This is a genomic window from Paenibacillus sp. FSL R5-0766, assembly GCF_037971845.1.
Lineage (GTDB): Bacteria > Bacillota > Bacilli > Paenibacillales > Paenibacillaceae > Paenibacillus.
This window is the reverse complement of sequence record NZ_CP150227.1, coordinates 2275987-2291874: the sequence shown is the minus strand read 5'-3', so window position 1 is coordinate 2291874 and position 15888 is coordinate 2275987. Positions and strand designations below refer to the sequence as shown.

Below are 15888 nucleotides of genomic sequence, written 5' to 3'. Positions count from 1 at the left end.
GACTTATTGTTCATAACATATAAAAAGAGCCCTCACAATGAGAGCTCTTTCTTGTTGCAGCCGTCGGTAGCTTCACCCAGGCTATATATAATGAATAAGTGCTAAATCGTATTAAATATGGATTGCTTATTATTGGATACTGTTCTTCACCAGTTCTGCAAAAGCTTCGGACCCTTGCGTAGTGAGATGTACGCCATCTTTTTCAAAATATTCGTCATGTCCCTCACTTGCACTGTTCCAGTCAATCAACGAGACATTGCTATATTTGGATGCAGCCTCATTTAACGCCCTGTTCACCGTTCGTTCCCACGGACGAGGTACGCGCACAGTAACCAGATATACCCGATCCTCATCCTTCAGATAATCAAGCACAGCATTCAAGTTTTTGGAGTTAAAGGAACCATTCGTCCCGAGCTCCAGCACCACTTTGCTGCCCATTTGATTGTTTTGCTTCAGACCTTCCAATACATCGCCTGCCTGCCACATCTGACGACCGACATGTCCGTCCACATACACTCCCGATATACTTTGCTCCAGATACGGTTTTGCATCCAAAATCACCGAATCTCCAATGACGGTATAATGAACCTTGCCATCCTGGGCGGGAGGAGCCGTTTCTTCATTGTCCTGAGATGAATCAGGTGCATCATCCGTATGATCCGTATCATCGGATTGATTCGCTCCGGCGTCATCCGGTATATCATTCTCGTTCGTCACGGATTCATCAGCCGGCTTATCTTCAGACTGACCGTCTTTGCCAGGATTCACTGAATTGTCTTGTTCGTCAGGTTTTGAATCTGGTGCAGGCTCTCCTGTCGGCTTCTCATTTTTCCCCGGATCATCTTTCGTTCCTGCTTCCGGTTTATGGGTATGAGCATCGTTCTTTTGGCCAGAGCCTGACGTTGCTGTAATAGCTGGCAACACATCCTGTCCCTGTTCCTCCGCTACGGAATTCTCTCCATTCAATGTGTTGGACATCGATACCGAATGGGAGTCGGAGTTCGCTGCATGTGAGACCATCATCTGAGATACCGTATAGGACAACAGCAGAATCGTCATCAACAGACCTGCACGCTTCCACAATACATTACGTATACCGATCGATGACCGCCCTCTTCCCCATAATCGGGACCAAGAATCACGGAATCCATTGTACCGAATCGGATTTTCAATATATTTAAGGGACAATGAGGCCAGTACAACCGTTGCAGCAACCTGTAAAATGATTCGTACAGGATGTGCTCCTCCCGTATCCACCGCGGGATTAGTTAGCATAATAACAGGATAATGCCACAGATATAATCCGTAGGATCGCTCTCCGATCCAGCGTAATGGCTTCGCGCCAATGATACGTGCCAGGAAAGACGATGGGTGAGCCAACACCGCTACCAGCAACGTTGTTGCAATAGCCTGAAGCACCATGCCCCCTTGATACAGAAACGGATCATATTCACTGCTGTTCAGCATCATGTAGATTAACAAAGCAAGCGCAGCAAGTCCCGACACATCGAGCACAAGCCGGTTCATGCCAGACAGAGAGCTCGATAGCTTGCGACTAGGCCACACCACGGCAAGAGCAGCACCAGCAAGCAGTGCAAATGCCCGCGTGTCTGTTCCATAATATACACGGCTCGGGTCCAAATCCGGATTATACATGATGGCCATTGCGCCAGCAGATAATTCAGCTGCGACGACAATGAAAACGACCAGCCATCCCTTTCTTTTGAACACTACGATTGCTGCGATCAGTAGAAGAGGCCATATAAGATAAAATTGCTCTTCCACAGCCAGCGACCAGAAATGTCCAAACGGTGATGGAGGGCCAAAACTTTCGAAATAGGAAACGTTGTGAAAGATATACCACCAATTGCTTATGTATAATACACCCGAAACGATATCACCACGAAGCGCAGCAAGTCGGGATGGGTCTGTACAAGCTAACCAGATCATCACCACAGCTGTCATGGTCAGCATGCCTGGAAGCAAACGCCTTACCCGTCTTACCCAGAAATCACCGAGTGAAATGCGTCCATGTTCCTGCCACTGTGACACGAGAATATCTGTAATTAAATATCCCGAGAGAACAAAGAATATGCCTACACCGAGCAGTCCGCCCGGAATAAAATCCAAATTCAGATGATACGCGATTACCGCAAGTACAGCGATGGCTCGCAAGCCGTCAAGTCCGTTCATATGTCTCTTACGATTTAACGATTGTGACATGCATGCCCCTCCTTGTTACTGTGAGTCAACAACATCGGTGTTGGGGGCATAAAGGAACTCCTGATCGTTCTGGTTGTCATTAACATACGTATTGCACCTTCCATCTTTCATTTACAACATAAGAAAAGCCTCTGTTTGAAGCACGATCCGATGATGCTACATTCTGTGTGAATTCTATAATCTTAAAGAAGACGATTGCCTGTCCATTAAGTTTAATTATTAAAATATTCTTTATATTCATTCGTGAGTTCACGTTTAGCATTATACGCCCGAAATAAGCCTCATACTTTACAGGAATAGTTACAAACGATTAAACCGATGTAACCTTTCCTGCCAGCTCATATAGCTGTAAAATCATACTCTAATTTTGTCGTTAAATATAGTACTTTTCATCGAGTGGCTGAAATTACCTGTCCTGCTTGCGCAAACCAGCATACCCACGCACACATCGATTGAAACAATTGAATTCATAACAAAAGGCCGCCGACTTGCTCAGCAGCCAATATCCATTATAAACCTATGTCAGACCGGATTGAAAGTTTTGCTCATAATTGCTTCTTCTTGCCTAGGACCCTAGAGGTGGAACGGGTGAATCTTTTCTTCTGTCCTCGCATCCATGATCCGGTATGCTGAACGCCCTGTGTACATTGGGATTTGCAACTTCTCCAGATCAACCATTCCATTCTCCAGAAAGTACTTCTGATCCTGATATCGCTGCAACACTTCCCCTGCAATCCATTCATGGTCACCATATGTCGTAATATCCATAACCTTGCATTCATAGGCAAAATAAGCGTCTGTCAAAATCGGTACACTTACCTTGATTCCTTCCTCATACGGAATGCCGAATCTTGTGAATTTATTCGTATCTCTTCCACTGAACGTTCCTGCAGCTTGAATCCACTCCGATCGATGACCTGGCAGGAAATGAACACCGAATACGCCACTCTTCTCAATGAGTGCATAGGAGTATGTTTCCTTACGAAGGGAGATGCCATATACGCCTGGTGATGATCCGATGTATGTATGCCATCCGGACGCCATCACATTCTGAACTCTCTCATGACGTGAAGTCACCACCGCTACCATTCCAGGATAAGAATAAAATATGGGTTCTTCTATCGGCTGACGCATCTAATCCCCTCTCTTCTTCGTTATAAAGACAACTTTAATTATAAAGTAAAGATGCTGGTTGAAAAAGCGCTTTGCAGAGGATTTCGCTATAAGCAACACATTCACTATCATGTTATACTGAGATGGTCAATTTCTAAAAATACGATACTGGGAATGTGATAGGATATGGTCAAATCAGTCAAATATACCTCCTAAATGAAGACATTATTCAAAATTTAGGAGGTTATAACTTATGTTTAATTCAATCGTGTTAGATCAGTGGGATCGAAAGCCATACTTTGACCACTACTTGAATCAGGTCAGATGTACCTACAGCATAACTGCTAATCTGGATATCACGCTATTGATCACCGAACTCAAGCTTAAAGGATTGAAGTTCTATCCCGCTCTTATTCATATGATCTCTACGGTCGTCAATGCACACAGGGAATTTCGAACCTGTTTTGATGCCGAGGGGAAATTGGGCTACTGGGACGAAATGTCTCCGAGTTATACGATTTTTCATGAGGACAACAAAAGTTTCTCAACAATCTGGACAGCATTCCATGAAGATTTCGAGACGTTCCACAATCGACATCTGGAAGATATGAAGAATTACAAAGATCACAAACAATTTGTTGCCAAACCCAATGAACAGCCAAACACATTTCCCGTTTCCAGCATTCCATGGGTGAACTTTACGGGATTTAATCTGAATATTTACAATGAGGGAACCTACTTGTTGCCTATCTTCACGATGGGAAAATATGTTCAACAAAACGATAACGTCTATCTTCCCTTATCCGTTCAGTTACATCACGCCGTGTGTGACGGCTACCATGCTGGCGTTTTATTTAATGAATTGCAATCACTTGCAGATCGATGCCAGGATTGGTGTTAGTTAGCTAAATGACAAAAAGGCATTCCTGACTTCATGATGAAGTCAGGAGTGCCTTTTCTTTTTCACTTTTTCCAAATGCTATTTAATTGCACTTACTGTACCCACAGTTGCTGCATGTTTTGCATCCTTCCACATTCATCAGGGATGCCGAGCCGCATGAAGGGCATAAATCTCTTGATTCGATAAAGGTTTTCTGATCCTCCACTTTTGGATACGTGCTCTCCACTTGATTCTGTTCTTGTAATGCTCCAGTTTCGTTCTCCTGCACATTGCTCTGTACATGACTTTCCAATGCTTTGGCGACTGCATCAGCAATCGATTCAACCCGGTTGGCTCCGAAGCCAATCGCGCCCGAACCACCGATTCCCTTGAGATGTTTGATCAACAGTTCAACCTTGTGCCCATGATCTCCGTATCGAAGGAACAGAGAGCATACTCGACCGAGTGCTTCAGCCATCGCAAACACGTCCGAGCCCGCTTTGCCCACGTTCAGGAAAATCTCACCCGGCGTTCCCTCCAGATCATTGATCGTAATGTAAGCCATACCGAATGGCGTATTGATTTTGTATGTCGCACCGCGCAGTACTTGAGGACGGCTTCTGTATTGTTTATCCAGCACTGTAGAAGAGGAAGGGGCTTGATCGGAAGAATGCGTTCTAACACCATCCTGGCTATTGGAAGTTCCATCACTTGCCTGCACTTCAGCATTATTTGTCAGTTCACTAACTGACACATCAGGAACCGTCTCCAAGTTAGTATTTAATGTCAAATCTACATCTTCGGTCTTGTTCTCTTCCTTCTTCGACGTGGACAACACCTGCACATCCCTGCTGCCGTCGCGATATATCGTTACTCCCTTGCAGCCTAGGTCGAAGGCCAGTTCGTACAGCTCAGCCGTGTCCTCCACTGTAAAATCAGCCGGACAATTGGCCGTCTTCGAGATCGAACTATCCACCCATTGCTGAATGGCAGCCTGCACCCGGATGTGATTCTCAGCCGACAGATCCATTGCTGTCACATAATAATCTGGTAAGGCTTCACCCGGATGTTCATCCAGCCAATCTTGTGCAATCGGTACGAACTGTTCATCATAACCCAGACGGCTTTGACGGAAATACTTGAAGGCGAAATACGGCTCAATACCTGTTGATGTGCCCACCATCGTACCTGTACTTCCCGTTGGCGCTTGTGTGATCAGTGTGACATTTCGAATGCCCTGTTTACGAATGGCCTCTCCCACTTCAGGGTACGTCGCCACCATATTTTTCATGAATCCACTCTTTAAATACGGTTCAGCTTCGAAAGCTGGGAAAGCTCCCTTCTCTGCTGCAATCTCTGCCGATGCCAGATAGGCCTCCTTCGCCATGAATCCATACAGTTTATCCAGAAAAACAAGAGATTCAGGACTGCCGTATCGAATACGCAGCTTAATCATCAGCTCTGCCAGTCCCATCGTGCCAAGCCCAACCCGGCGTTCACGCTGCTGATTCAGTCTATTTTCCTCAAAATGATATGGTGTTGCATCGATGACATTGTCCAAAAATCTAGCCGAGATACGAGTGGTTTCCGCCAGTTCATCCCATGCCACATCATGATTTGTTTCATCGTAGAATTTGGACAGATTAATGGCAGACAGATTACATACACCCCAGCCAGGCAGGCCTTGTTCTGCGCAAGGATTAGTACAGATGATCGGATTGAAGTACCAGCTGTTGGACATCTGGTTATAGTACTCCATGAATACCACACCAGGCTCTGCCGATTTCCAGGCTGATTCAATAATGGTATGCCAGATTTCGCGCGCCTTCAGTGTACGATAGTGCACCACCGAATGACCTGCTGCTTTCCATTGATGCATATCCCCGTTCCACTCGGTGTCGTAGTCCGGATCGTTTGTATCGGGGAAAACCAAATCCCAATCTCCATCCTGCTTGACAGCCTCCATAAATGTGTTGCTCACACATACAGACAGATTGGCATTGGTCACCTGCCCCATCGTTTGTTTCACGGTAATAAAATCAAGCACATCCGGATGCCAGTCATTCATCATGAGCATAAGCGCACCTCGGCGGCTTCCGCCCTGTTCAATCAGTCCAGTCGTATAACTGAACAATCCGCCCCACGATACGGAACCGCTGGATGATCCGTTGACACCTTTCACCACCGCTCGGCGAGGACGCAAAGAGGACAAATTAATGCCAACACCTCCCCCACGTGCCATAATCTCCGTCATCTCGGTCAAAGTCTTCATGATGCCACCCCGACTGTCTTGCGGAGACGGAATGACATAACAATTGAAGAGTGTCAGCTCATCGCTTGCCCCCGCGCCCGCAGCAATGCGTCCTCCGGGTACTAACTTCCAATCTTCCAACACAGAGCGGAACTTGGACTCCCACGTTGCCCGCTGATCGGCTGTGGATTCGACAGAAGCCATCGCTTTGGCGAGGCGGTCCCACATCTCTTCCGGTGTTTTTTCTATGTTGAGTGTCAGTTTCTCCACATTTGTCTCGATCATCTCTCCGCTTCGAGTCCTTACCTGTACAAGCTGACCCTGACGTTCTATGATTTCGCCCACTTCCTTGGTTGGGAACTTGGGATCATCCTTCGTTAATACCAATACCACATCTCCGACCTTGGCATGATTCGAATCGGCGTCCTTCCAGGCGTATCGGTCCAGAAATATTTTTTCGCTGAGTCCTTCTAATGGGTACGATCGTTGGTTCGATTTCATCGCTACGTTCAACCTCCCGAAATAAATCTCCATTTTCACTATAAGAGTAAATTATGATAAAACACCACATATAGTGATATAAAACCAGTATATTACACCATATATTGATTTTCCATAAGACTTTTATCATAGACTTTATTCTATAGACTCCCCTGCTCGGACAAACTTCTTCATACACCCTCATACGCATGAATACGATATCTGTGAATTTTTTTGGGACAGAAAAAACCTGTGCCTTTACTAAATTTCTGGGTTCAATATAAGTTAAACTAATCATTTGCACGTCAACGGAGAGGACAGAAAAAACCTGAAAAAGCGAAGCGTTCGCCTTTATCCCCGGATTTCCCCCTCCAGAAAAGGGAATCAAAGAAATCTGGGGATAACAGCGATTGGAAGGTTGTTCTGTCATCATAGTGTTCGTGCAAATAAACTGTAGTTCAACTTACATAGTTATGAACTGACTCTCATTCGTCCATACTATTACCTACGAATAAAACGTCATCACGTATGGCAGGGGAGGAAACACCATGAACCGGAAAAACCCGCACCACACCAATCAACCTGTAGCCGAGCTGCCCGTTCCGCTGGAATTTGATCGAAGCTGGATTAATCAATTGGAATCACGACTGGATAAAGGAGGTCCTTGGGGGGATTATCGACTCTTCCAACTGGGCATTCAAGCCGAAGAAACCAATCTGATTCCCAATTTTGACGAGATCCAGTGTTTGAAGCATCTACAAGGCCTTACTCCACTTCCTCATCAGATGGACACTGCACGCAGAGTATTATTTGAAATGTCAGGCCGTGCCATTCTCGCCGATGAGGTGGGTCTTGGCAAAACCATTGAAGCCGGTCTCATTCTGAAAGAATATATGGTTCGAGGTCTCGTATCCAAGGTACTCATTCTCGTGCCAGCGTCTCTTGTGCTGCAATGGGTACGGGAGTTGAATTCGAAATTTGGCATCCCTGCTATTGCCCAGAAAAAGGCCTATTCCTGGCAGAATGAAGTGGTTGTTGCTTCCATGGATACAGCCAAACGTGACCCGCATAAAGATATGCTGCTGAATACCGATTACGACATGATTATTATTGACGAGGCTCATAAGCTCAAAAACAAGAAAACAACCAACTATCAATTCATGCTGAAATTGCGCAAAAAGTATTGTCTTCTGCTCACAGCTACACCTGTGCAGAACGATATGAGTGAATTGTTCAATCTGATCAACCTGCTGAAGCCCGGTCAACTGGGTCGTCAGGGTGACTTTGCGGCCAACTTTGTTGTAGACAAGCGGGTTCCGAAAAATCAGGAACAGCTTAAGAACGAGTTATCCAAAGTCATGATTCGTAACCGCCGCGGCGAAGGCCCCGTTCAATTTACCAAACGGAACGTCTCCAACGTGAATCTGCAATTATCGCCCGAAGAACAAGCGCTTTATGATGGTGTGACTTCCTTTGTCAAAGACCAGTACCAGGAAGCTGGCGGCAATCTGAGCAGCATGCTCTCCCTTGTTACATTGCAGCGTGAAGTGTGCAGCAGTCGGGATGCTGTATTCGTGACGCTGGTTAATCTGTCGAAGAAACTTCCGCTGGACTCTCCCCTTCGGGACAAGATTTGGGAACTCGTTGCCCATATTAAAGCGATCAAGGAAAATACCAAAGCCGAGAAAACAATGGAACTGATTCGGAACATGAATGAAAAAGTAATCATCTTCACCGAATACCGGGCCACACAGGAGTATCTGCTAAACTATTTCCGCAACAATGGGCTTACGGCTGTACCCTATCGGGGTGGTATGAATCGTGGCAAAAAAGACTGGATGATGGATCTCTTCCGCGGGCGTGTGCAGGCCATGATTGCAACCGAAGCGGGTGGTGAAGGCATCAATTTGCAATTTTGCCATCATATGATCAACTTTGATCTGCCTTGGAACCCTATGCGGGTAGAGCAGCGGATCGGCCGGGTACACCGGCTTGGGCAGCAAAATGACGTGAACATCTTCAATTTATCTACGACCGGAACCATTGAGGAACATATTCTGAGTCTGCTGCATGAGAAGATCAATATGTTTGAAATGGTGATCGGCGGGCTGGATGTTATTCTGGAACGGCTGGAGAAAAAGGAGTCTATTGAGAAAAGTTTGTACAAAATCATATTGGAATCACAAACTGATGAAGATATTCGCCGTAAAATGGACTCACTTGGACAATCGCTGAACTCCATTCAACGTGAGGTTGCCGATGAAGGCCCTGACGTATCCGGGTTGTTAGATCTTCGCAAGGGAGGTAGCTAACTCATGACCATGTCTCCCCATGAAGTGCAGGCATATGTTCTCACCTATCTGGAAGCACTCGATTGTCAGATTATGGAACGTTCCCCTGCCCATGTTACAGTGAAACTCTCGCCTGAGGCGGACAAAGCGTTGACCAATCGCCCCTATTATTGGGGGTTCGTGGAACGAACCGGAGCACCGGCTGAGACGATGTCCTTTACATTTATATTTGATCCTGACAGTTATCAGCAGGCCATTGAAGCAGCAGAAGCCAAAGCTGCGCAAGCATCACCTCCTGTTGTGCCTAACCCTGCTGAAACGAATGGCATAACCAACGGCAGTCCTCAAGGCGAGCCACCAAAAGAAACTATTCTAGGCCGTTACTTCGGTATTACGCCATCACTGCCACAGCTGGGGCCAGGACGAATATTACGTGAAGAAGTGGTGTACGGCAGTCGCAGACTCCAGCAGATTTTCGGCGCTGCCCGTGAAGGCGGTGCCTTCGTGAACCTGTTCGAACAGGCTGCCAAACGGCAATTGCGGGCTACAGCGCCAGCCGTATATGAGCCTTGGCTTGGTGTCTGTTTCAAGGTGGAATTCGCCTGTGATTTGAAACGGGAGGAATTGCATTTTCTCGGCATCTCCCTTCGCTCGGGCGAAATTATAGAAAAATTCGGCACCAAGCTAAACCGACGTGACCTCAGTCCGAGACTTGCGGAGAACATGCATGTGCAGACAGCCAAAGTTTCGATTTTTGACGCCGGAGCTGCTCTGGAATCTCATTTGACAAACCGCTTGCTGGAACTCGATTATAGCTGGGCCGAGAAAGCCCAAGAGCGGCTTGATCTGGAGCTGGACGTGTTGGACACCTACTATGAAGCGGTACTCCGAGAAGATACGCCTGAGGTAGAATCATCAGGTAAGATAACCTCAGACACGGAGAATGTCCATTCTAACCGCACGCCACCTGTAAAACTGAAAAAAGTTCTAGATATAACTAACGCTAAACCCATTGAAGCAGATGTAGAACTGGCGGCAGAAGTCGCAGTACCGATCGACTCCGAGGCAGATGCCGAAGAAGAGAAAACAAAACAGGCGGTAATAGATCGTGAAGCTATGAAATTGCAGTATGAGACACGCCGTACCGAGATGATCTGGCAATATGAACCCAAAGTGAAAGTGACTGCCATTAGCAGCGGCATGTTTCACTTAAGATAGACGAAGACACTACTTTTCCTGCAAATGCTGGCAAAAGTAGTGTTTATTCATGATCGGCTGCCCGACAGGTTGCGGCAACCTTTGCATAGCCTGTCCCCTAGAATGAAACTAGGACCCGCTCAGGTAACGGATAAATGAAAAGTAGGTGTAAATTTGAAACGATTCTTTCATATGTGTTGGAACAACGCTCGGAAAACAACCTGTATAACCTTGGGCTTGCTCAGTTGTCTTGCCCTATTCTCTTTTTGGTCGATAGCCCATGCAGAGGAACAAGAAACGTCTTCACTAGCTCCTGCATCACCAACAGAGTATAGTCCCAAACATCTTGCCGTTGAGAATGACAAATTAGCTCCCGCTGCAGTACAACGGTTTGCAGAGCAACAAGCTGTTTTACTTGGCTCAGTTGATACCGAAGCGCATTGGAAGAACGCCGACCTGAACTTCTACCCTCTGGGTCCGGGTACACATAGTTGGCTCGTTCAAGCTGAGTTTGAAGGCAAACCGATCGGATATATGATTATTACAGTCACAGAGCAGGGTCAGATGATGCTTAGTGAGTATGGTCATGGAGAACAGTCACCATACAACAATGAACTTCTTGGACAAGCCTTGGATCGACAACATGTGAACCTTGAGGCATTACTTGCTGGCGGAGGAGAGCTTCATCTTGGTTATGCTCTTCCCCTGCTGGCTTATTGGAAAGTGGAACAACCTAACCATCCTGCACTTTATATTGATGCTACGAACGGAGATGTACTACCGTCAGAGTTCCTGAACCTGCTGGAGGCTGATTCCAAACAGACCTCTGTCAGCATAACTGATTTATCCACAACACCATCTTCATCAGTCGACCCACTTCATCTCCGACCCGTCTTCAATCCGACTGACAATCTGTTGTGGATTACCTCCAAGCCTGTTGATGCCGACCGGGCAAAAGATGTGATACAACACGGGGAGAATCAAGAGATTGTTTTCTCAGCGGGTGATCGTAACGTTGTATATGGCGGTCCTCTACCTGTTAGCGGTTATCAGCTGTGGCATACTGATCAGGAAGCAGAGTCTATTCTATATGTAGCGCTAGGTGGAAAATCATCCATTCAACGATTTGTCCCTTTGAGCACATTGCAGCAAGATGGCCATTTTTACATCGTAAATCCTTAATCATCAGCAAATTCTTAAGATACAGTCAGATAACCTGTAAAATAACAAATAAGACGCCTTCCCATTATATTAAGGGATTGCGTCTTTTGGTTTTACATTAGTGAAATAGGTAAGCTATGGTCACCCTTCGCCCGAAGAACTTCGTTTATGAGACTTTGTATCGAATTCTTTTTCCTTTTTCCCCACCCACAGGGATACAGCGAAAGGGATCATACCAAACCACTTCATCGCCCACGGCTCTTTCCTTTTGGTGCGACCTTTCCGCTCATCCTTCGGTGTATCGATATAATGAACAACACGCTGCGTAATGTATTTTACCAACTCATCACTTTTGGCCATAATTCTGCCTCCTTCGCTCCTGCACATTTGCGGAGCTTACGATAGTTCTATTGTGTGCAGGATGTGGACTGGTTAAACATTTTTTATTGAAAGAAGTATGAAAACCCTCAGAATGCACAGTCTAATGCCAAAGGTATCCATCGAGTCACTAATCTGAAATTCGATACCTATTCCATGAAGGAGTGTGTATTCCCATGTATAAGCTGCTGACCGCTTCGGTAGCCTTGCTAATCAGCTTCCATTGCCTTCTCATGCTGCCCCATGTGGCTTATGGAAAAGCAGGCCCGTCCCAGAACAGTCCATCCATGCTACCAGTGACCGATGGAGATGCATATCGCTCAAGTCATCATGCCTTTGCAGCACCGGTTATCCTGCTCGATGTAGGCCATGGCGGTATTGACGGTGGTACGTCAGCCCAAGGTGTGCTGGAAAAAGATATCAACCTGGCCATTAGCCAAAAGGTCTATCTGCTGCTTCGCAGCAAAGGTTATGCCGTTATCATCAATCGACTTGGTGATTATGCACTTAGTGATGAGAACCGCTGGCTGAACAGCCGCTCCCGTCATACCAGAGATCTTGCCCAACGTAAAAGCCTTAGCGAAGAAGTAAGTACAGATATCGTGGTCAGCATTCATGCGAACTGGAGTCCCCGATCAAATGTACACGGCCCGGTGGTACTGCACCAGAAGGAAGGCAGGAGTTATTTGCTGGCCCAATCCATTCAGGATGCCATGAACAAGTTGTACGGAACAGAGCACGGGGTCGTATGGGGCAAGCCCTTTTATATATTGAATTACGTGAAACAACCTGCCGTCATCGTCGAAACCGGATTTTTGAGCAATGCGACAGATCGAGCCAGAATGAATGACCCCGCTGAGCAAAAACGAATCGCCCAGTCCATTGCCAATGGCATTATTTATTATCTGTCGGTAGTGTAGGAGCAGAATGCCATTGCCACACTTCTCGAACCAGATCACCGATTCCTACAAATTGAACCTGATTTTGCAGATGGGAGACGGATTCACGAATTACTGCGGATGTGTTCATCCCCGAATGACCGACATGACCAATGACAACACAGATGTTCTTATCGATCGCACGCTGAGCAGCCAGATCCAGTTGTTTGCGAATGTGTTGCTTGGAGTTTTGATCATCCAGGAAAATGTCATTACCTACAGGTGGCATATTTTTGGATACGGCCAGTTCCCCCACTACGGAGCGAAAGTTCGTACGGCTGTCTACAAAGAAGAGGCCCCACTCCTTGCATACATCGAGCACAATGGACATGATGCGTTTATCCGAAGTAATTTTGGAACCCATATGATTGTTCATGCCAATGGCGTGGGGCACATCATCAATCGCTTTCTCCACGCGTGAGCGGACTTCTTCATCTGTTAGATTGGATGTGATTGCACCCGGGCCCAGCCATTCAGGTCGTCCTTTCTTGGGTTCCATGGGCATGTGCACAATCACATCCATCCCCTTTTCATGTGCAGCTATCGCATCTTTCTTCGTTGTTGGCAAAAAAGGCATGACCGCTACCGTTAGTTTAACTGGCATCGCCAGGATCTCTGCCGTACCCTTCATGTCATTACCAACATCATCGATGATAATCGCTAACCGTTTGTGATTCGATGTGGACTCTGAAGCTGCCGCTGTATGCCCTCCTGCCGATATGCCTGCGTAAAACATAATGAAAAATGCCATGGTACCTGCAATGAATCGATAATTCTTTCTCTTTTCCTTCATCATGATTCCCTCCCCGTAACTTCTGTGATCTCATTGTTTGATAATGAAGGGAGGAATATGTAAGCCAAAGCCTTCCTTTATAATAATATCCCCGCCATTGGAGACCTCTATCTCAAACGAAGATCCCCATCATGCCAGTTTTTCTCCTTTGCATTCAGACAGGAACTGTCATTGAACAGTTAGAGAATAGAGATTAATTAGAAAAAATACTGTAATTTGTCAGGTTTTCAGTTTAGGAATTATTTAGTAGAATCAACAAATGAAAGAGGTTATGTGCTTCATTTCATTCCTATGATTTATGGAAGGAGGTTTTGAAAGGGTTTACATAAAATAAATGCCAGAAAATCCGATTTTTGTTTGTTATCCCTGGTCGCGGTTTCTCTATGTAACCATTTACCATTATCGAGGAGGATGAAAGTAGTGAAATTCAAACTAAAAAAGACGATTAATGTTCTTTTGGCCTGTTTAACAGCCCTGCCTTTGATGTTAACCCCGACACATGTGTCAGCAGCCAGCGATGCCAACATTAATTTGTCCTCGGAAAAACAGCTGATCAAGGGCTTTGGGGGCATTAACCTTCCTGCCTGGATTGGTGATCTGACTCCCGCTCAACGTGAAACTGCTTTTGGTAATGATCAGAATCAGTTAGGCTTCTCAATTCTCAGGATCTACGTCGATCCAGATTCTAATAACTGGTATCGTGAAGTTGCCACAGCCAAACGGGCTATCGAAAAGGGTGCTATTGTATTTGCATCCCCATGGAATCCTCCAAGCAGCATGGTTGAAACGTTCAACCACAATGGGGACACAAATGCCAAACGTCTGAAATACGACAAATATGCCGCCTATGCGCAACATCTGAACGACTTTGTAACCTACATGAAAAATAACGGCGTAGATTTATATTCCATTTCTGTGCAGAATGAACCGGATTATGCTCATGACTGGACCTGGTGGACTCCACAGGAGATCCTTCGATTCATGAAAGAAAATGCCGGGTCCATTCAAGGTACCAAAGTCATGGCGCCTGAATCCTTCCAGTACTTAAAGAACATATCCGACCCAATCCTGAATGATCCGCAGGCACTTGCCAACATGGACATTCTGGGAGCACATACGTATGGAACCCAGATTTCGAATTTTGCCTACCCTCTCTTTAAGCAAAAAGGAGCCGGTAAAGAACTGTGGATGACTGAGGTGTATGTTCCGAACAGTGATAACAACTCAGCAGACCGCTGGCCTGAAGCACTGGACGTTTCCTATCACATGCACAATGCCATGGTAGAAGGTGATTTCCAGGCCTATGTGTGGTGGTACATCCGCAGACAGTATGGTCCGATGAAAGAGGACGGTACCATAAGCAAACGCGGGTATAATATGGCTCATTTCTCTAAATTCGTTCGTCCAGGCTACCTGCGAGTTGATGCAACGAAAAATCCAGATACAAACACATTTGTCTCAGCCTATAAAGGTGATAACAAAGTCGTCGTTGTGGCAATTAACCGCGGAACTTCAGTTACAAGCCAAAAATTCGTTCTGCAGAATGGTAATGCCTCCACTGTGTCCTCATGGATTACGGACAGCAGTCGAAACCTGGCAAGCGGAACCCCGCTTACCGTATCCAATGGAGCCTTCACGGCACAGCTCCCGCCTCAGAGCGTAACAACGTTTGTTGCCAACGTTACTGGCGGAAATAGCGGCGGGAATACAGGCAGTGGCACTACGTATGAAGCCGAGACCGGAACGTCACTTACGGAAGCTGGCATTGAAACAATCTACCCCGGTTATACTGGCTCCGGGTATGTTAACTTCAATGCGATGACTGGTTCGGCCATTCAATGGAACGGCATTAATAACACGACAACAGGTACCAAAAACGTAAAGTTTCGTTATGCGCTGGAAAGCGGCACTCGGAACCTCGACATTTTTGTTAACGGAACCAAAGTCATCAGCAACGAGCCCTTTCCAGCTACGGGAAGCTGGTCCACTTGGGTTGAAAAAACAATTCAGGTCCCCATGAACACGGGGACCAATACATTGAAAGTGGTCACCACTGGATCGGAAGGACCGAATATTGACAGCGTTAATGTTACCGCAGCGCAATAAACGTTCCATATGGCTGATGGAAGACCATTTGCTGTACGTGCAGCTAAGCACTAACCTCTTGGATACTCAAATCTAAA

General features: G+C 46.2%; 11 protein-coding genes. 6 read left to right on the top strand and 5 right to left on the bottom strand.

From position 1 onward, the window contains the following. Nucleotides 1-129: 129 nt before the first annotated feature. Together MKY66_RS10435 and MKY66_RS10430 are read right to left on the bottom strand one after the other, a co-directional pair. Nucleotides 130-2223, bottom strand: coding sequence for an acyltransferase family protein (locus MKY66_RS10435; RefSeq protein ID WP_076208996.1), 2094 nt, complete (start codon nucleotides 2221-2223; stop codon nucleotides 130-132). Nucleotides 2224-2796: 573 nt separating this feature from the next. Beyond that, complete coding sequence (locus tag MKY66_RS10430) at nucleotides 2797-3357, bottom strand: flavin reductase family protein (RefSeq protein ID WP_076208997.1); 561 nt, start codon at nucleotides 3355-3357, stop codon at nucleotides 2797-2799. A gap of 232 nt (nucleotides 3358-3589) precedes the next feature. On the opposite strand from MKY66_RS10430, the gene catA reads away from it, so the two are divergent. After that, nucleotides 3590-4237, top strand: a complete 648-nt coding sequence (gene catA / locus MKY66_RS10425) for a type A chloramphenicol O-acetyltransferase (RefSeq protein WP_076208998.1) — start codon at nucleotides 3590-3592, stop codon at nucleotides 4235-4237. Between the two features lie 82 nt (nucleotides 4238-4319). On the opposite strand, the gene MKY66_RS10420 is transcribed toward catA, so the two are convergent. Beyond that, the gene (locus MKY66_RS10420; protein WP_076208999.1) at nucleotides 4320-6968 is read right to left on the bottom strand and encodes an adenosylcobalamin-dependent ribonucleoside-diphosphate reductase; all 2649 of its coding nucleotides are present in this window, start codon (nucleotides 6966-6968) and stop codon (nucleotides 4320-4322) included. Nucleotides 6969-7495: 527 nt separating this feature from the next. On the opposite strand from MKY66_RS10420, the gene MKY66_RS10415 reads away from it, so the two are divergent. The 3 genes from MKY66_RS10415 (at nucleotide 7496) to MKY66_RS10405 (ending at nucleotide 11617) form a co-directional block, all read left to right on the top strand. Further along, a complete protein-coding gene (locus MKY66_RS10415; RefSeq protein WP_076209000.1) occupies nucleotides 7496-9259 on the top strand; it encodes an SNF2-related protein in 1764 nt (587 codons plus the stop codon). 3 nt (nucleotides 9260-9262) lie between these two features. Then, nucleotides 9263-10456: a YqhG family protein gene (locus MKY66_RS10410; protein ID WP_076209001.1), complete on the top strand. Its 1194-nt coding sequence runs from the start codon at nucleotides 9263-9265 to the stop codon at nucleotides 10454-10456. 210 nt (nucleotides 10457-10666) lie between these two features. Then, nucleotides 10667-11617 carry a hypothetical protein gene (locus tag MKY66_RS10405; RefSeq protein WP_339807130.1) on the top strand — a complete coding sequence of 317 codons (951 nt, stop codon included), beginning with the start codon at nucleotides 10667-10669 and terminating at the stop codon, nucleotides 11615-11617. Between the two features lie 120 nt (nucleotides 11618-11737). On the opposite strand, the gene MKY66_RS10400 is transcribed toward MKY66_RS10405, so the two are convergent. Then, nucleotides 11738-11956 carry a YqzE family protein gene (locus MKY66_RS10400; RefSeq protein WP_076209003.1) on the bottom strand — a complete coding sequence of 73 codons (219 nt, stop codon included), beginning with the start codon at nucleotides 11954-11956 and terminating at the stop codon, nucleotides 11738-11740. Nucleotides 11957-12150: 194 nt separating this feature from the next. On the opposite strand from MKY66_RS10400, the gene MKY66_RS10395 reads away from it, so the two are divergent. Next, nucleotides 12151-12894, top strand: a complete 744-nt coding sequence (locus MKY66_RS10395; RefSeq protein WP_076209004.1) for an N-acetylmuramoyl-L-alanine amidase — start codon at nucleotides 12151-12153, stop codon at nucleotides 12892-12894. Here MKY66_RS10395 and MKY66_RS10390 read toward each other — a convergent pair. Next, nucleotides 12869-13708 carry a divergent polysaccharide deacetylase family protein gene (locus MKY66_RS10390; RefSeq protein WP_256704110.1) on the bottom strand — a complete coding sequence of 280 codons (840 nt, stop codon included), beginning with the start codon at nucleotides 13706-13708 and terminating at the stop codon, nucleotides 12869-12871. The genes MKY66_RS10395 and MKY66_RS10390 overlap by 26 nt on opposite strands. A 417-nt stretch (nucleotides 13709-14125) precedes the next feature. On the opposite strand from MKY66_RS10390, the gene MKY66_RS10385 reads away from it, so the two are divergent. Further along, on the top strand, nucleotides 14126-15811 hold the full coding sequence (locus MKY66_RS10385) for a carbohydrate-binding protein (RefSeq protein ID WP_143760258.1): 1686 nt from the start codon (nucleotides 14126-14128) through the stop codon (nucleotides 15809-15811). Nucleotides 15812-15888 lie beyond the last annotated feature (77 nt).